The organism is Lactiplantibacillus sp. B652, assembly GCF_023806745.1.
Classification (GTDB): Bacteria; Bacillota; Bacilli; order Lactobacillales; family Lactobacillaceae; genus Lactiplantibacillus; species Lactiplantibacillus pentosus.
Genome location: NZ_JAMSKY010000002.1, coordinates 56,914 through 73,789, shown reverse-complemented (window position 1 = coordinate 73,789; position 16,876 = coordinate 56,914). Strand labels below are relative to the sequence as shown.

Here is a 16,876-nt window from a genome sequence, read left to right as displayed (position 1 = left end):
GCGCAATCATGAAAGAAAAACAAGTCTTTCATATCAATGGCTACATTGGCCTGGTCCTGGCGATCGCATTCGTGTTAGTCGGTGGCTGGTTAGTCTGGGCCGGTGCAACGGGGGACCATTTTGCTAGTATCTTCTTGGGGGCACTGCTGATTATTATCGCAGCGTTCGGGGCAAGTTCGCTAACGATTGTCGGGCCAAACGAGGCGCGCGTACTTACGTTTTTTGGTAAGTACATCGGGACGATTCGGGATTCCGGACTGTTCATGACGGTCCCATTAACGAGCAAATATTCGATTTCATTACGGGTGCGTAACTTTAATAGTGCGATTTTAAAAGTGAATGACCTGCGTGGTAACCCGGTCGAAATTGCCGCGGTGATCGTTTTTAAGGTCGTCGATACCAGTATGGCGCTGTTTGCGGTCGATGATTACGAACAATTCGTTGAGATTCAAAGTGAATCCGCGGTTCGCCACGTGGCCTCAGAATATCCCTATGATACGTTTGATGATGACAAAAAGCTGACCTTGCGTAGTAATCCAACGGAAGTCTCAGACCGGTTGACCGAAGAACTGCAGGAACGGCTGAACGTTGCTGGGGTGGAAATCGTGGAGACGCGGCTAACGCACCTGGCATACGCCACAGAAATTGCGAGCGCCATGTTGCAACGGCAACAATCGTCCGCCATCTTATCAGCACGAAAGGTTATTGTTGAAGGGGCGGTCTCAATCACTGAAGATACGATTGCCCGGCTGGAGAAGGATACCGGCATGCAACTGTCAGATGATAAGAAGTTGCAGCTCATTAATAACATGATGGTCACCATTATTTCGGAGCGTGGGACTCAGCCAATTGTGAATACTTCGGATGTTAAGTAGGAACGTTGGTGTGACAAGGATTACAAGTTAAAAATAGTTAAGACGAACCTTGAAAAATAAGGCTCGTCTTTTTTTGTCGTAATGCTTGCTGTAACGTTTTGACTTAATCCTGAGCCCTTTCTTGTTCTGGTGCAGTTTGTGGTGACGTGTCGATTGAAGACCACAAAACCCAAGCCAGACGAAAAATTAATGTGTCTTATCTGTCTCACGACGGAAGCTTATTCATACTAGCCACATTAATTTATGCTACACTACAAACATCAATATAATGCTCAGTTTTCGTTAGTCTCCAAATGGTGCGAAAACGGATGGGGAGGGCAAAATAATTTACGATATTAATGACATTGCGGCTTGGTTCATCAACAAAGAACCGATGAGTGACAAAAAGTTACAAAAATTGTCTTACTATGCAGTCGCTTGGGGTTGGGCGTTGTTCAATCGCCCAATTGTGCATAATGACCGATTCGAGGCTTGGGTCCATGGACCGGTTTCACCGCAACTTTACCAAGAGTATCGGGAGCATGGCTGGAATAAGATTGCGGCGCCTGTCAAGGAGGCACACGCCTTTGATGAGGAAATGACTAATCTATTGGAATCGGTCTGGGCAACCTATGGTGATAAATCAGGCAATGAATTAGAAGCACTAACTCACACAGAAGCACCATGGCAAGCTGCTCGTATTGGGCTGCATCCTGATGATGCCTGCCACAATGTGATTTCACCCCAAACGATGCGGCAATTTTATTTAAGCATCTACAGTGGGGATTAGTGATGGGAAAACGATTAACAAGTCAGAACAAGGCGAAAGACGCCAACAATCCAATTTTGGTGACACCCAGAAAGGCGAGTGTCCAATTTAAAATTGCGTTGGAAGACGCACTGATTGCACCCTATACTTTCAAAAAAGCGAAAGCAGAAGGTGCCAAGGGATTTGGTGAATTTATTGCTAAAACGGTGGGCAAGCATCTGTCAATCACCGCTGTCGAAAATCTATATTTGCGGACTGACGGCCCACATGGTGCGAAGAATAAGGAACGAATTGGTGAAGTTGTCCGGGACATGTATCATTTTAGTAATGGCTCGCGCCAATTTCGGGTTCATGGTTATTACAATGCTCAGAACTATTTTTGCCTTTGTCGACTCGACCCTAACCATCGGTATAATTTCAAATGATCAAAATCCATGTTCTCAGTTTGTTGTGGCTGAAACATGGATTTTTGTCGATTAAGACATATTGAACCAAAAGTCTCGGAAAAATTCGCCCAAGCGGTTTATAATAATTATGATAAATATGGCTAAGCACATAGAAGAGGATATGTGATTATCAAATTCGAGAGGTGTGTGGTTGAAATGGCATTACGGTCCTGGCAATTTAATGAGGGCGATATAGATTTTATCGAACAGAATTATCCAGATTTATATCGGGCGCTTGAACCAACACTGTCTGCAGATCGGCGTTCCGTAGCAATGAAGTCTGAGGAACAGTGGGACAGAATAGAGCATCTGTTTGTTTATGAGCTATCGGGGTCGTTCATGCCAAATGGTGAGATAACGGAAAATGGCCTCAGGCTTGAATCGATTCTTGATTTTGCATGAGTCAGTCCTAAATGACTTTTGATTAATATCGGGGGATGCGTTCATTGAGTGGTCTACAAATCATCCTAGGCGACTGCCGCAATAAATTGGTTGCATGCTGGTGCGCTTTCTCATACGAAATAAGCCATGAGAGTGCAATCAATATGCAACGAGCGATTTCGAATAGCGACGCTACCTAGCCAAACGACGGTCAATGTGTGGTTAAGACTAGGCGTATGATGTCGCCGGTCCGCCTAATTGTAAAAGCAGGTTAGTAACTGAAAAAATTCAGACAAGGAGTGTGATTGAAATGGCATTACGGTCCTGGCAATTTAACGAGGGCGATATAGACTTTATTGAACAGAATTATCCAGATTTATATCAGGTGCTCGAACCAACGATGTCTAAGGATCGGCGTTCCGTGGCAATGAAGTCTGATGAGCAGTGGGATAGAATCGAAAATCTGTTTGTGGATGAAATTGCACTTTCCGCAGATAAAAATGGTGAGCTAACGGAAAACGGCCTCAGAATTGAAGCGATTCTTGATTTCGCATAGGCCAGTTCTAAATTGCCTTTGATTGCACCAGGGATGTGATTTGCATGCAGCAACGCCAATCGGCCAAATGATTGTCAATCTGGGGTTAAGGCCAGTTTATGGTGTAACCAGTTCTCCTAACCATAAAAGCAGATTAGTAACAAAAGTATTCATAAAAGGAGCGAGTTAGATGGCATTAAGACCCTTAAGATTTTTTACTGGTGACGCCGATTTTATTCAAAAATATTACCCGGATTTATATCGGACAATCGAACCAACGCTGTCAGAGGACCGGCTCTTGGTCAAGCTAAATACGCGCGAACAATGGGACGAGTTGGAAAATTTGTTTGTGAACGAAATTGCGGGTTCCACAACTGAAAATGGTGAACTGACTGAAAATGGTATCAAACTCGAATCAATTCTAGATTGTGCGTAACCCCGCGCGTTGTTAGTCATGACCAATCATCAAAAAGGGAGTCAGTCCACAAACCGGACTGGCTCCTTTTAGCTTACTGCCTAAATATGCGAGTGACGTTAACTGCTCAGACTAACCTTAGTATTCCACTCGCGTCAACTGATTGATTGCGAGGCGATTCTGATAAGCAATATTTTCTAAGAATCGGTAGAGCGGTGTAAAGTCGAATGATTTTGGAAATTCAAATTTGACTTCGGCATGTTGCTCGGTCAGTCCTTGGCGGTGGACGTTGGTGAGGTAAGTGATGACGATTTCGGAATCATCAATGCCAAAACCAGCTGTTTCAGCGGCGACGTCAATAATACTCATGAAGTAAATTGAACGATAAGCAGCCTTTTTACCAGTCACGTTTTGCCGGTCCATGAAGATGATGCGGGTGTCTGTAAAGACGATCATATCGCGGACCAATTTGTACCCACGTTCAATCTTTTCGTCTTCCATCAAAAATTTACCGAATTGCTTCTGAATTTCTTCAGGGGTAACTTCGCTCATGTTACCAAGTATCCCGTTTAAGAGTCCCATCGTGTGCCCTCCAAAAATTGATTTCAGGTTAGGCGGCGGTCGTTACGTCTGTCCATATGTGACAAACCGTGCACGACAGCCACTAGCCTTATGATGAATTATATCGGAGCGGGGCATAAAAGAATAGACCAATCGACATAATTGAGTATCGGTAAACGGTTTCATATAGTCACTATTACCGATACTGGTGGATCCGGAAAATCTGGCAATAATCACTTCAGTACCCACTATGCATCTTAATGGTGTTATCGTGCAATTCGCGGTATATTAAAAATATCAAATGTAAATCATTAGCTCGCACGCCCAATTTAGTGCCATGTTCGAGCAAATTCTGTACAAGCGCGGCGTTGATGGGCTGACGATTATGCCATTAATGAGGAGGTGACACTCGTGAGTAAAGTTTACACGGATGTCTTTAATATTCAGCATACCGACTGCACGGTGGTGGACACGATCAACGAGTTCAGCCGAATTTTTATTATTCAGGATAAAAATGGCTCGCGGTTCACTTGCTTAAAGGACGATGCCAAGCCGGCCAAAAAGGGAAGCGGTCACTGGTCAAGTGCCAGTCCGGAAGATGCGCCGCAAGACTATGCCGTGCCGTATCGGTCACGAAAACGGCAACGTAAAAAATTATCATAGCAAAAATAACGACCTTGTCACAGCGCGTTGAAGCTGCTGGCAAGGTCGTTATTTGATTTAGTTTAGCAACGCGACACCCAGGGTCAAGTAGGTCGCAAAGCAGATCCAGATGAAGTATGGGACCATCAACCCGGCGGCGAGACGACTACTGCGGTAAAACTGGAGCAGGCACATCAAGACGACCAGGTCGAGCACGATAATGACGACTAAGCCCCACCAGTACGCCGATTGGCTGAAGAAGATGATCGACCAGATAAAATTCAGGAGTAGCTGAGTGCCAAATAAAATGGTATTCATCAGCCGTTCCCGTTGGGTGGTCGCCAGATAAAAGACCAGATAACCCGCGATTGCCATCAGGGCATACAGAATTGGCCAAACAATGCCAAATAGCCAATCTGGCGGTGAGAGCACGGGCAAACTCAGACTGTTGTAAATCCCTTTGATGTCACCAGAGAGCCAACCGGATAGACTACCGATAGCTTCAATAATGACGATAAAAATGACTAGATGAAGCCAGCTGAATTTGGGGCGAGTTTTAAGCATGTGGATGCACCTCGTTTCAAAGATTAGGTCGCGTCGTCGGGCATATTGATGACGGTCACGTTGACGGCCGCCTTTTGGACGACATAGGATGTGGTTGAGCCTAAGAAAATTCGTGAGACGGCGTTGGTTCCAGATTTACCCATGACAATCAAATCAATCTCATATTTCTTCGGAATTTCAGTTGCAATACTAGCTTTGGGTGAACTATTGACTTGAATTGGCAGTGATTCAACGTCCGCTTCGGCTGCCATCCGCTGGCCCCGGCGCAAAATATCACGACTATTGTCCTTCACGACCTGAAGTAAGTTCGTATACAGCGTGCCACCATAGGCTGCGGGGCTATAGGCGTTCAGTCGGGTGATATCAATCACGTTCACGAGGTACAACTTGGACTTGAAGGTTTGTGCGAGTTGGACAGCATGTTCTAAGGCCATGTAGGCGTTGTCAGAGCCATCTAGTGGAACTAAGATATTTTGATACATCGTAAGGACCTCCTGTAATGAATTATTTGTTATAAAAATCATAACATTTATATAATTATTACGTCTATCAATATGATTATGGGTTGCGTGTAAGCGACAAATTTAGCCTGATCTATCGTGATGAATTGAGGCACATCAGGTTAGCCAAATCTTTAACAGAACATGGCACCATTTGATATTCGACAAACGTATTCGATATTCGTCACGGGTGGAACTGACCGATGATGACTCGACCCAAGACAAAACGGATATCCTCACAGTCAAACTGCAAGGATATCCGTTTTAAAAATCCGCTTATTGCCAACGATTGGGCCGTGATGGGAGCACCATCAAAATAAAGAACCAGATGCCACCAATTAGCGGCACTAAGTTAATCAATAGCCACCAAGCGGAGTGGTCGCTGTCATGCAGGCGCCGGAATTTGAGCGAGAGCACCCCAAGCCAGACGATAAAGGCAATCAGATTGCTCATCGTGTTGACACTCCAGTCGCTCCAATTGTAAATATCATCGATTGGATGTCCGGTCACGAGTTGAATGATTGTAATGATCAGGCCCCCAAGAATGTAGTTGATAATAAGTGGCCACCAAAATTCGGACCGGGTCGCTGTCCCCGAAAAATTAAGCAAATTGTCCCAAAATTTACGATAAGCAGTTGTCATCGTTGCCTTCCCCCTGAATAAAATAATAATTGCAGCTGGATGCCGACCAATATCGTAATCGGTACCATGCTTAAGGATAGCCAATTTATGAATCAGACGCAATCAATATGCGAAATTGGCGCGAGATTAAAATTTTTATACGGATTCAGGGACGATCAAGTCAAAACGGTCGGCCAAGTAGTTCAGCTCGATCGGTAGCTTGAGGGCCGGATCGCCATCGATTCTAGTGGTGACCGCCTGCCCACTGACACTGGTGATCCGGACGTCGGTCGCGGTAAGTTGGGTGATTGATTGGGAGTTCTGCAGGTTACCCGTCCAAGCAAACCATAAGTATGGCAACACCTGCCGCCAACCAATATTATTGAGCAAGCTGAGATGCATCTTCCCAGGGGCCGACGCGCTGTAGGTGTGTCCACCAACTGACTTGGTCGTGGTAATCAAACAGAACCAGGTTTTGAGCGTGCGACTGCCAGCGTGCTTGAACTGATAGCGAATCGGTAGCGATTTGTTTTTGCCGATATGCTTGATGGCGCGGTACAGATAGCTGAGTTTACCAAAGCGCTGCTTTTCAGTCTGCCGCACCTCATTTGAAATGTCGGCCAGGTTGCCAAACGTCAATGAACTGACGACTGCGCGCCGCTGATTGCAAGCTAAAATACCCACGGATTGGAGTGCCGGTCGTTGACAAATTAGGTCCATGGCGGCCGTGGGATCAGTAGGTAAGTGGTAACGCTTCGCAAAATTATTGACGGTTCCCATTGGAATCACGCCAATTTGAATACTGGCATTGGCTTGCAGTAGGGCCGTCATTGCAACGTTCAAGGTGCCATCACCGCCGATAATGATCAAGGCTGACAACTGTGGCAAAGTCTGTTTAATAAGTGCAATTGCCCGTGGAATGCCTGGTGTTGTCAGAAGTTGTGTTTGGATGTGGTGTTTAGCTAACGCTTGGGCGGCTTGATGGGCGACCGTCGCAGCTTGCCCCTGACCGGCTTGACCGTTATAAAAGATTCCATATGTTATCGACATGATAAGCACCTCACTGTTGTAATTTTCATAATTATCGTGGCCTAATTATACCCTGATAACGAATTTGAATGGAAATGAAACGCCTATTTGGCACGACTATCGCTAGTAATGAGCGTTTTAATTGCTCAGGATAAAAATTATGGTTATGATAATTTAAATCAATAAATTATATTGTAAATTGGGAAGTGATTAACATGCCATGGTTAGCGGCAGTCTTGATGGGATTCACGATCGGCGTTATTACCAATGCCGTGGGAACTCATGACCGGCGACAAGTACGTGTTCATTTGATTTTAGGTGCTGCGGGTGCGGTGATCGGTCAGTGGTTGTTCAGCGCCGTTGGACCGGGAATTGCTGGAATGAGACTGCTACCAGTCGTGGGGAGTGCGGTTACGCTAATTGTTGTGGGAAGCGTGTTGTCACAACTCAGGCGGGTCGGGCAATCATAATTCTCAATACTAGTTGAACTTGTTAAACGAGTGGAGGTGGCAACGATGTCAAAGAAAATCAAACGGCAAGGACCTGGTTTATGGGGTAAATTATCCTTAATAATTGCAATTGGACAATTAGGATTGACCATTTATCGTGAAGTGCGCCAATTCAAAGCGCGGCGTTAAGTGAGGAGGTGGCTGCCATGCATTGGTTATGGGTGATGCTAGTCGGTGCCGCAATTGGTGCTTTTGCTGGTGCCATCGTCAGTCCGGAACGTTCATTCGGTTGGATTGGACACATTTTGGCAGGGCTAATTGGTGCGTGTCTCGGTGAAGTATTGATTGGGCCGATGGGACCAGAGTTCGCCGGTATGGCAGTCTTTCCAGCGGTAATCGGGTCACTAGTGGTCGTGCTGATGATGGTCACACTGATGTACTGGGCGCGCGCCCGGTGAAACAATGCGTGATACCGCTGTCAGATGCAAAGTAAGTGCTAGTCACAATTCAGCGTGAGGTCAATCAATCGATTGGTCCACGCTTTTTTGCGTTTGGCAGCCGTCAAGACCAGATTGACGATCAAGGCATCAAAAAAACGTGCACCAGCCGCTAAGCCAGTCCACGTTTGCGCCGTGCCCACGACGATTAATGGTCGTCAGATTTTTGCTTTAATTTTTCCTTAGCTTCATCGACGGCACCTTTCACCGTTTCTTCAGCGTCGGCCAATTTGTCCTTAGCTTTTCCCATCAAAGATTGCGTTTTACCCTGTGCTTCACGCGCACGGTCCCCGGTTACCTTACCTTCGACTTCTTTGGCCTTACCACTCACTTGGTCTTTCTTGCTGTCGAACTTCTTGTTAACATCAGTCATAAATAACGCCTCCTGTATAAGAATTACCCTTAGTTTGCTATAAGTATCCGCAAAAGGCAACCGATATGCACAGGTGTTATAACCACTCCGTTAAAAAAGCAATCAACAGGGCGGCAAAATTGAGTAGCCAGACTGATTGGCGCTGGTTTAAAGCAATTTCCGGATGATGAGTCAGTACGATGGCATTGCAGAAAACGAGGCCCGTCACGAGGGCGCTTAACCCGTAATTCGAGGTGACTAGCAATCGATTGTTGGCAATGCCGGCCCAGTGGGTCAAGGCGAGTAATAAATTGAAAAAACAGCTAATGATGATACTAAGACGTAATGAATTTAGTGCACGCATGCTCAGATCCTCCTTGTTCACTGTTCAGTGATAGGAAGAAGGTACACCCGTGGCACCGTAAAAGCGTCTGGTAAGTTCCATTCGGATAGTGACGAAACTAAGTCGGGGGACCTAATCACCATCACCTTGAATGCAACGAGTTAGCTAGCTTAACTGTTCGTCTGCTGGTTGTACGTCGGACACCAATATGGGATCAGCCGACAACGCAAAACACGTCTGACGTCGATTTGAACTCAGAGCACGAACGCCTTGCTTAACGTGTTTTTTCATGGTCAGTCGACAAAAAAAGTCCCGCCATTCAAAATAAGTTGAATAGCGAGACTAGTTGGACCAACGTGCCTGTCCGGAGATGATGTCAGGCGTGACACGTGCTGGTAAAACAATTCAAAGGGTGAATTAGAGATTCAAATCCGTATTGTAATTGAGCGGTGACATGTCGGTACTTTCAGTAATCAAATCCGCTGCCAGTGCCTGCATCGCGTTCAGGGCAATATCTGCGGCCTTTTGGTTCGCTGCAGTTAAGGCGGCCGTTAAGTCATCACCCGTCAGTTGACTGACCTGTTCGTCCGTCGTAATCAGGTGATGGCCAAGTTTAATGGCGAGTTCCTTTTGAACCGTTTGTAACGCATCGTGCAAATCATGGTAGTGCGCGTCGACCAGCACGCCGACATGCTTATAGACCCAATAAGCGGAAGTTGGATCGTATTTAGCAGTGGCTACCTGGTAAGCGGCCGGTGTATCAGTAGCGCCCGCGTAGAATGGGACGTAGACACTCTCGGCGGCCACGCCCATGGCTAACCAGTGAATGCCACTCTGTGTGACAGGCAAATCAGGCCGCAACTGCAAGACGTGTGATTCTTGTGTCTTGGCGAGGCTGATTGGGCGGTACTGATGTTTTTCAGCATCAGTACCGTTGCCGACTGGGTCAAACGGGGTGCCTTGGTAATGTGACGCCAGGTAATCCCGGACTTGATCGATATGAATCAAGCCGTCCGCGCGTTGAATGAACGGCAGGTCAAAGGATTCGGGTGCTTGTTCAACGCTCGGTGTGAAGCAGCGCTGACCATACCAAACGCGTGGCGTATTATAGTAGCGGTCTGAGAGGTCGGCAGTACCAAAGACTTCTCGGAAATTTAGACCGTTATCCATCGAAGCCAGCTGGTGATCAAGCACAAAATTACGAATGTTTTTCGCATAAAGATAATTATCATGGTCACTGAAGTCGATTTCTTGAATCGCAAGTTGATTGGCGACGACGGCGTAAGCATCGTCTGGGATCCGTTGTGCGACCCAGTAATGTCCAGCGCCCGTTTCCATATACCACACTTCGTTGACGTCACTAAAGAGGATGCCGTTAGTTTCGTATGTGCCATAGGTCTCAATAATATGTCCGAGGCGCTCAACCCCTTCGCGTGCGGAGTGAATATAGGGGAGCGTTACGGTGACCATCGCTTCTTCACCGATGCCGTCCGTGACGTAGGGGTCCGCTGCGAGCACGCGGGTGTTGCAGTAAGCACTCTCGGTTGCGCTCATGGCTACCCCATATTCATTGATACCGTCTTCTTCGAATAACCCGTACTTGCTCGTCCATTCAGGGGTGGCCGTATACTTAGCCCGAATCTTGGGCAGCGTCATTTTAAACGGATGTTCGGCGTCACTGGATTCAAACGACTGAGGTTCATCGAATTCACGGTGTGGGTGAACGACGAATTTTTTCGCCCAGGCCGCCCGGGAGTCTTCGTTGCGGCCAATCATGGTCGAACCATCCGCAGTCGCATTCTTACCCACTAAAATACTGGTACAGGCAGAATAGGGGTTAAACTGATGAGTCAGCATAAAATTCCTTCTTTCTCGGTTTCCTAACAAGTGGTCGCCGATAACTAATTATCGTGTCGCTGGTAGCCCTGGTAAAAATTGGGCGAACCAAGCCAACAAGATTTTGATTAAATTAATTTTAGCATGTTTGACGCTGATTGGGGTGGTTGGGATTTCGTTTGCTGCCGTGTGGTGTCAAAGTGAGGTCTTGCGTGTGTGGTGTTATGGCATTAAAACAAGTGTTCCGGCGGGGAATCGGGTAACGGTTGGGGAGATTGGCAGTGTCGCCGACGCATTGAAAGGGTTAGCCAGTATAACGCGAAAATGTCAATTTTGAGCGAACAAATTGACGGTGTCAATGACTGTTGTCTCACACCAGATGTCGGTTGAGAAAAAGTTTCTGCCAACCACGACGTCGCGGCTTGCAATCCCGTTAAGATTAAAGTAAGATTAAAACATTCGAAAATAATCATCAGAATAGGAGCGTGGCCCCATGCCAATCGTACACATTGATTTAATTGCTGGTCGTTCACAAGAACAACTCAAAAACTTAGTTAAAGACGTGACCGACGCAGTTAGCAAGAATACCGGTGCACCCGCAGAACACATTCACGTGATTTTAAGTGAAATGCAGAAAAATCGCTATAGTGTTGGTGGTGTCCTCAAGAGCGACGAAGAAGCAGAATAGGTTATGGATTGCCGGACCGGTCGCATGACACGGCCGGCATTTTTTGAATGATGGCATTTGGGGAAGGTAGGTTAAACAGTGAACGAACAAATTAAGACGGATGATTTAAACGCGGCGCACCATTTAATGGTCGGCGGCGTCGATACCTTGGATTTAGCAGCGCAATACCAGACACCGCTCTACGTTTATGATACGGGCGCGATTCGAGCCGAAATCGCGGCCTTTAAGCAGGTCTTTGAAACCAACCAGGTGGATTATCAAATCAGCTATGCTAGCAAAGCGTTCGCGACGGTGGCGATGTATCAATTGATTGCTCAGGAGCAGATCCATTGTGACGTCGTCTCTGGTGGCGAACTCTACACGGCGCAACAAGCGAAGTTTCCGATGGCCAACATTACGTTCCATGGTAACAATAAATCACTTGCAGAATTGACGCAGGCACTGGACTGTGGTGTTGGGACCATCGTTGTCGACAATTTTGATGAATTGCAACAATTGACGACGCTGACGAACCAGCGTCAACAGCTGACGACGATCATGTTACGGATTGCCCCTGGCATTTCAGCGCACACCCATGACTACATCTCGACCGGACAGGAAGACTCGAAGTTTGGCTTTGACTTAAATAGTGGCCAGGCAGATACCGCAGTGCAACAGGCCCAAGCAGCACCATATTTGAACTTAGTCGGGATTCACTGTCATATTGGCTCTCAAATCTTTGAACTGAATGGGTTTGAAATGATCGTCGACAAATTGGTCGATGTGTTTGCACGTTGGCAGGCGACCCTTGGGTTTTATCCGCGCATCATGAATGTCGGCGGTGGTTTTGGCGTCAAGTATACGGCGGCCGACCATCCGCTGCAACCCACGGACTTCGTGGATGCAATCGTCAAGGAAACGTTGGCACAGACGCAGGCGCACGATGTCCCGATGCTTGAGATTTGGATCGAACCCGGCCGTTCACTGGTCGCACAGGCTGGCATGACGCTCTATACGATCGGCGATTCCAAGGACATTCCGGGTATTCGTAAGTATCTCTCCGTTGACGGGGGGATGGGCGATAATATTCGACCAGCACTGTATGAGGCGGAATACGAAGCAGTCCTTGCTAACGATCCCACCTTACCAGCGGAGCAGGTTGCTTCGATTGCCGGTAAGTATTGCGAGTCGGGTGACATGCTGATCTGGAACCAGCAATTGCCGGCGACCAAGCCCGGGGATATTCTAGCGGTCTTGGACACCGGTGCATACGGCTATGCGATGGCTAGTAATTACAACCGCAATCCGCGGCCAGCAGTCGTCTTCTGCGAAAATGGTCACAGTCAGTTAGTCGTTCAACGGGAAAGTTATGCAGACTTGACCCGTCTAGACTTACCGTTATCAGTGCCCGAAGAAACCAAATAAGTCGAATTGAGTCTTACAATCAGGCGTTCTAGGCAGCAGCTTGGAACGCCTTTTGTTTAGCGATTCAGTCGAGTTTAGGGGGTATCTTCAAATTCAGGGACCTTGACAAGTGACGTCAATGAAATCCACACGAAGCGCCTAGGTTCAAACGGTCTCAGTGCTGCCTTCAGTGGATGGTCAGATTTTTGATCAAGACGCTTGAAACTGGCCGATGAGCCAGCCGTGACCACCCAGCAGCTGGTTTTACCTTGTTTTTAGCGTTGCTAGTGGTATGTTGAGCACGAATAAGCGGTGTCCTGTAGCCGAATCGCACGATGGCGGTGCCAGCAATCTGACTGCTTGATCGGTGCAATCAGCATGACTGATCAGTTGAGGTCGTGTGCGCGCATGCCGCCGCGGCAAGTGCGTTATTCGGCGGTTAGGATGCGGAACTATGCGGCAATGGCCTAATTTTTGCTTAAATCCCGTGACTTTGCTTGCGTTCAGCCGTCAGTTTGTTAAAATTTGATAGTTAATGTAATCGATAAGGTTCAGGTACACTTGTCGATGCACACCAGAAGTGATAAATAACCGGTGGGGGAGTTGTTAGAAATGAACAAGAAATGGCTAACTTGGCCTGTGTTTTATGAGTTGACGGAGATTTATACGGCGCCACTCAATGTCATGTGGTTTGTCTTGGGGGTTGCCATTGCCCAGTTTCACTTAGGTACGGTGAACTGGCTCAATGTTGCCCTGTGCTTAGTGGCTGTTTTTATTTTCGATTTGGCGGTCAATGTCTCCGATAATTACTATGATTACCGGCATGCGGTCGATCGTGAGGGTTACGCGCAAAACACCAACCCGATTGGTCGACTGAACTTGCCAGTAGCTGGAGTGGGACGACTTGCATTGAGTCTGTATTTGATCTCACTTGTGCCTGGAATTTGGCTCGTCTTGCGGACCGGCTGGTTAGTGCTGGCCCTGGGTATCTTAGGTTATCTGGTCGGTATTTTTTACACTGCTGGACCGTACCCGATCAACGCGACGCCATTATGTGAGACGGTCGTTGCACTGTCGATTGCGTTCATGATTCAATTGACTTGTGTGGTCGTTTCGACCTATGGGCAGCATCCGTTGACCTGGTCGATCGTTGGTAAGACCTTTCTATTGTGCTTGCCGTTGACCCTGATCTTCTTTACGATCCAGCTCGCCAATAACACGGCGGACCGGGATGAAGATATTTTGAATCACCGCTATACCTTGGCTTATTATTTGGGTAAACCAGGTTCGGTACGCTTGATTCAAGCCTTTTTGATTATTGGTGGCGTGTGGCCGTTAGTGAACGTGTTGCTAGGGTTAGCACCGTTAGTCACCATTTGGGTCGTCTTATTATTACCGATCATGTGGCAAGGCATGCGCCCGTTTTTCGCGGTCCAAGATAAAAAGAAGACGTTTATTACGACGGTCAAAAGCGCGTCGTTATTCTTCGTATTTTATCCAATTCTGTTTGTTTTGGGCACTTGGCTGTAGCGAACGGATGAATTGGGGTCAAAATTTCAAACATTTATCATGGTTATTTTGATTAAAGTGGACTATATTATTACCAGTTTATAAAATAGGGGTAAGCATGATGGAAACAGAACAACGCCAGCAGCGTCGAATCATATTTTATCATTTGCTCGTCACGATTTTGACGCTGTGGTCGGTCGTCAACGTGATTTTATTAGCGTTCAATATCGGTGATTGGCACCTGGAAACACGCATCAGTAACGGCCTATTAGTGGTCTTTGCGGTCGATTATTTCGTGCGGCTTGCACGCTCACCTAATCGGAAGACTTTTTTGATTCATTCGGCCTTTGACTTGATGGGGATTATTCCGATGCACCCCGTCTTTGCGCTATTTCGGCTTGGACGACTGGCGCGAATGGTCCAATATCACCATTTGTTTTGGAAGCTTGGCTGGGACGGTAAATGGACCCACGATTTTCATCGCTTTATTTATAGCACCGGCTTTATTTATTTGTTTTCAATCAGTATTGCCATTATTGTTCTGAGCGCGCTACTATTCTCGGTCTTTGAGCACCAGAGTTTGTCGGACTCACTGTGGTGGGCGATTACGACGGCAACGACGGTCGGCTACGGTGATGACACACCGCATACCGCCGTCGGAAAGGTGATTGCGGTCGGTCTGATGTTTGGTGGGATTGGGTTTATTGGTTTGTTGACCAGTACGATCACGGACTTCTTCACCCAACAAGCCAGTCAAAATGTTGAACCTGAAGCGGATCCCAACGAAGACGAATTACGCCAATTGTTAGTCAAAATCGATACGTTGACGCAAAAAGTCGATCACTTGCAAAAACAGGTCAAGCGGATTGAGAAGGCAGACCGGCGTAAGTGATGAGGCGGTGTAAAAAAGATTGACATTTAACTTGAAAACATGCGTTAATTTTTAACGGTATTTACTGCGTATAACGGTTCAGCGTAAAGCACACTTGTCGGTGGCTTTGCGCTTTTTTTCGGCCGAAAATCGTTATGACAAAGTCAATCATTAATTTTTGGGACGCACGAGGGGATTAAAAATGGCATTTAGTTTGAAGTTACCACGCAATCGGTACGAGTCTAGTTGGTTTATTTTGATTATTTCGGTGATTTCGGTCAATGTGATTGCGCCATTGATCACGTGTTTTGACGTGGGATTTAGTTGGCGGACCTGGCAACAGACACTGACCGTCCTCCCAATGATTTGGGTCGTGGTGGTCGCGCTGGTGCTGCTAACGCACCGTCCGGCAGAGCAAGTGACCCGCAAAATATTAGCACGAGACGATTCTTTTCGGGCCAATATGATTGTTAATTGCTTGGTCAATGTTTTTATGATGTCGATAATCTTGACGGTCGTCGCCAGCTGGATCGGGACGCGCACCATCAGCTGGTTACCAGTGCAACAATTCTTTTATAAGTGGTCACGTAATTTTTGAATTTCATTCTATGTTGAAGTGGCGTTAGCGCAACCAATCGCGCGGTTGGCTATGGCTAAATGGCATCAAGCCCAAACCACAAAACACCAGGGGTAAGGAAGTGCGGATAAGCAGGTCGTCGCAAAGCAGCAGTCGTCCGAGTGGGTTAAATTTCGACGGTGGTCACAGATTGACCTATGCTATAATAGCGTTAACAAGATTGAAAGGACGGTGGTTAGATGGGACAAGCGATGACACGGTGGGTCTGGTTGCCGGCGCCAGTCCTGACTCGTCAAGCCACATTCAAAACGCATTATGGTGATTTGCAACAGCACCCCTTGCCATTACGTTCGGCACAGTGGTATGTGTTTAAAGCGCAACACTGGAGTGGCATTCACTCGGCGGTACTTGCCCCTGAGCAGCAGGCAGCGTTTGTTGCGCTTGCCGCTCAGGCGGTCGGTCCTGGGCAGGCCGCAATTCAAGCAGCCCCGCAGCATCCTGTAATGACACGGGGCACCACGATTTGTTTCAATCGGTAGGTAAGTTTAGCGTCCGGACCAAGTAAGCGTTAAACTCGCACAAATAGTATCAAGATGCTATCCTCAGACTCACAAAATGAATATGAACTAAGTGAGGGTGTGAGGCGGATGAGACAAATAAGTAACGGTGGCGAGCGAAGCATTGGTCACCGAATCAGTGTCATCGTAGTCGGGGTGACCTGTGGCGGCCTGAGTTGGCTGCAAGCATCAACCGTGGTACGCGCTGCAATTCGCCCACTGGCAGGGCCCGCGAGTCCAGCAACATTAACTAGCGCTGTGAACTGGGAGAGCCTATGGTTATTGTTAGCAATGGCCTTGATTGGTAGTGGGTGTTGGTGGTTGAGTCGACGGTCATGATTGGTGTGTTGGTAGCAGGTGAACTGCGACGTTGATCATGAATCATCTGGAAACGTGCGAGTGTAATGCTGGTGGCTTGTCGGCCCTTGAACGCGGCAGTGCCTGTTTGTCAGCAGTTGGGTGACTTGCAAATGACCAAGCTATATTACTGAAGAAGT

At 47.2% G+C, this 16,876-nt stretch carries 25 protein-coding genes; 17 read left to right on the top strand and 8 right to left on the bottom strand.

The window, feature by feature from the left end; genetic code table 11:
- The first annotated feature begins 8 nt into the window (after positions 1-8).
- The 6 genes from MZO40_RS03100 (at position 9) to MZO40_RS03075 (ending at position 3,421) form a co-directional block, all read left to right on the top strand.
- On the top strand, positions 9-875 hold the full coding sequence (locus MZO40_RS03100; RefSeq protein ID WP_003638675.1) for an SPFH domain-containing protein: 867 nt from the start codon (positions 9-11) through the stop codon (positions 873-875).
- Between the two features lie 373 nt (positions 876-1,248).
- Positions 1,249-1,644, top strand: a complete 396-nt coding sequence (locus MZO40_RS03095) for a Panacea domain-containing protein (protein ID WP_003638676.1) — start codon at positions 1,249-1,251, stop codon at positions 1,642-1,644.
- A gap of 2 nt (positions 1,645-1,646) precedes the next feature.
- On the top strand, positions 1,647-2,048 hold the full coding sequence (locus MZO40_RS03090; RefSeq protein ID WP_122217594.1) for an MAG6450 family protein: 402 nt from the start codon (positions 1,647-1,649) through the stop codon (positions 2,046-2,048).
- Positions 2,049-2,225: 177 nt separating this feature from the next.
- Entirely contained in the window at positions 2,226-2,471 is a 246-nt protein-coding gene (locus MZO40_RS03085; protein WP_105961796.1) for a hypothetical protein, read from the top strand.
- Positions 2,472-2,760: 289 nt separating this feature from the next.
- Entirely contained in the window at positions 2,761-3,006 is a 246-nt protein-coding gene (locus tag MZO40_RS03080; protein WP_105920953.1) for a hypothetical protein, read from the top strand.
- 169 nt (positions 3,007-3,175) lie between these two features.
- Complete coding sequence (locus MZO40_RS03075) at positions 3,176-3,421, top strand: hypothetical protein (RefSeq protein WP_105920954.1); 246 nt, start codon at positions 3,176-3,178, stop codon at positions 3,419-3,421.
- A gap of 117 nt (positions 3,422-3,538) precedes the next feature.
- Here MZO40_RS03075 and MZO40_RS03070 read toward each other — a convergent pair whose 3' ends face one another.
- The gene (locus tag MZO40_RS03070; RefSeq protein WP_003638680.1) at positions 3,539-3,982 is read right to left on the bottom strand and encodes a PH domain-containing protein; all 444 of its coding nucleotides are present in this window, start codon (positions 3,980-3,982) and stop codon (positions 3,539-3,541) included.
- Between the two features lie 390 nt (positions 3,983-4,372).
- Between MZO40_RS03070 and MZO40_RS03065 the strand changes: the two genes are divergently transcribed.
- Entirely contained in the window at positions 4,373-4,624 is a 252-nt protein-coding gene (locus MZO40_RS03065; RefSeq protein WP_088769572.1) for a hypothetical protein, read from the top strand.
- Between the two features lie 57 nt (positions 4,625-4,681).
- Here MZO40_RS03065 and MZO40_RS03060 read toward each other — a convergent pair whose 3' ends face one another.
- The 4 genes from MZO40_RS03060 to MZO40_RS03045 all read right to left on the bottom strand — a co-directional run bounded on the left by MZO40_RS03060 (position 4,682) and on the right by MZO40_RS03045 (position 7,338).
- On the bottom strand, positions 4,682-5,167 hold the full coding sequence (locus MZO40_RS03060; RefSeq protein ID WP_088769571.1) for a TspO/MBR family protein: 486 nt from the start codon (positions 5,165-5,167) through the stop codon (positions 4,682-4,684).
- A 23-nt stretch (positions 5,168-5,190) separates the two neighbouring features.
- On the bottom strand, positions 5,191-5,649 hold the full coding sequence (locus MZO40_RS03055) for a universal stress protein (RefSeq protein WP_252133095.1): 459 nt from the start codon (positions 5,647-5,649) through the stop codon (positions 5,191-5,193).
- Positions 5,650-5,943: 294 nt separating this feature from the next.
- Positions 5,944-6,309 carry a DUF805 domain-containing protein gene (locus MZO40_RS03050; protein WP_050338714.1) on the bottom strand — a complete coding sequence of 122 codons (366 nt, stop codon included), beginning with the start codon at positions 6,307-6,309 and terminating at the stop codon, positions 5,944-5,946.
- A 135-nt stretch (positions 6,310-6,444) separates the two neighbouring features.
- Positions 6,445-7,338, bottom strand: coding sequence for a diacylglycerol kinase family protein (locus MZO40_RS03045; protein ID WP_105961795.1), 894 nt, complete (start codon positions 7,336-7,338; stop codon positions 6,445-6,447).
- Between the two features lie 194 nt (positions 7,339-7,532).
- Here MZO40_RS03045 and MZO40_RS03040 point away from each other — a divergent pair, with 194 nt between their 5' ends.
- From MZO40_RS03040 to MZO40_RS03035, 3 genes are read left to right on the top strand one after another with little or no spacing between them, the layout of a single operon-like run.
- Positions 7,533-7,787, top strand: coding sequence for a hypothetical protein (locus MZO40_RS03040; RefSeq protein WP_105961794.1), 255 nt, complete (start codon positions 7,533-7,535; stop codon positions 7,785-7,787).
- A gap of 45 nt (positions 7,788-7,832) precedes the next feature.
- Entirely contained in the window at positions 7,833-7,955 is a 123-nt protein-coding gene (locus tag MZO40_RS17370; protein ID WP_082230241.1) for a hypothetical protein, read from the top strand.
- Positions 7,956-7,972: 17 nt separating this feature from the next.
- Entirely contained in the window at positions 7,973-8,224 is a 252-nt protein-coding gene (locus MZO40_RS03035; protein ID WP_050338711.1) for a GlsB/YeaQ/YmgE family stress response membrane protein, read from the top strand.
- 187 nt (positions 8,225-8,411) lie between these two features.
- Here the strand turns inward: MZO40_RS03035 and MZO40_RS03030 are convergent, their stop codons facing one another.
- From MZO40_RS03030 to MZO40_RS03020, 3 genes are all read right to left on the bottom strand, one after another.
- Positions 8,412-8,636, bottom strand: a complete 225-nt coding sequence (locus MZO40_RS03030) for a CsbD family protein (protein WP_050338710.1) — start codon at positions 8,634-8,636, stop codon at positions 8,412-8,414.
- A gap of 76 nt (positions 8,637-8,712) precedes the next feature.
- On the bottom strand, positions 8,713-8,979 hold the full coding sequence (locus MZO40_RS03025; RefSeq protein ID WP_050338709.1) for a hypothetical protein: 267 nt from the start codon (positions 8,977-8,979) through the stop codon (positions 8,713-8,715).
- Positions 8,980-9,375: 396 nt separating this feature from the next.
- Positions 9,376-10,815, bottom strand: a complete 1,440-nt coding sequence (locus tag MZO40_RS03020) for a C69 family dipeptidase (RefSeq protein WP_088769567.1) — start codon at positions 10,813-10,815, stop codon at positions 9,376-9,378.
- Positions 10,816-11,287: 472 nt separating this feature from the next.
- On the opposite strand from MZO40_RS03020, the gene MZO40_RS03015 reads away from it, so the two are divergent.
- The 7 genes from MZO40_RS03015 (at position 11,288) to MZO40_RS02985 (ending at position 16,718) form a co-directional block, all read left to right on the top strand.
- The gene (locus tag MZO40_RS03015) at positions 11,288-11,482 is read left to right on the top strand and encodes a 2-hydroxymuconate tautomerase (protein WP_003638693.1); all 195 of its coding nucleotides are present in this window, start codon (positions 11,288-11,290) and stop codon (positions 11,480-11,482) included.
- Between the two features lie 78 nt (positions 11,483-11,560).
- Positions 11,561-12,886 carry a diaminopimelate decarboxylase gene (lysA, locus tag MZO40_RS03010; RefSeq protein WP_252133094.1) on the top strand — a complete coding sequence of 442 codons (1,326 nt, stop codon included), beginning with the start codon at positions 11,561-11,563 and terminating at the stop codon, positions 12,884-12,886.
- Positions 12,887-13,477: 591 nt separating this feature from the next.
- Positions 13,478-14,395 (top strand): prenyltransferase, encoded by a 918-nt coding sequence (locus MZO40_RS03005; protein WP_050338706.1) that lies wholly within the window; start codon positions 13,478-13,480, stop codon positions 14,393-14,395.
- Between the two features lie 85 nt (positions 14,396-14,480).
- Positions 14,481-15,266: an ion channel gene (locus tag MZO40_RS03000; RefSeq protein ID WP_323128384.1), complete on the top strand. Its 786-nt coding sequence runs from the start codon at positions 14,481-14,483 to the stop codon at positions 15,264-15,266.
- A gap of 181 nt (positions 15,267-15,447) precedes the next feature.
- On the top strand, positions 15,448-15,843 hold the full coding sequence (locus tag MZO40_RS02995; protein ID WP_225367251.1) for a hypothetical protein: 396 nt from the start codon (positions 15,448-15,450) through the stop codon (positions 15,841-15,843).
- Between the two features lie 218 nt (positions 15,844-16,061).
- Entirely contained in the window at positions 16,062-16,361 is a 300-nt protein-coding gene (locus MZO40_RS02990) for a hypothetical protein (RefSeq protein WP_105961792.1), read from the top strand.
- A gap of 108 nt (positions 16,362-16,469) precedes the next feature.
- Complete coding sequence (locus MZO40_RS02985) at positions 16,470-16,718, top strand: hypothetical protein (protein WP_105961791.1); 249 nt, start codon at positions 16,470-16,472, stop codon at positions 16,716-16,718.
- The last annotated feature ends 158 nt before the right edge of the window (positions 16,719-16,876 follow it).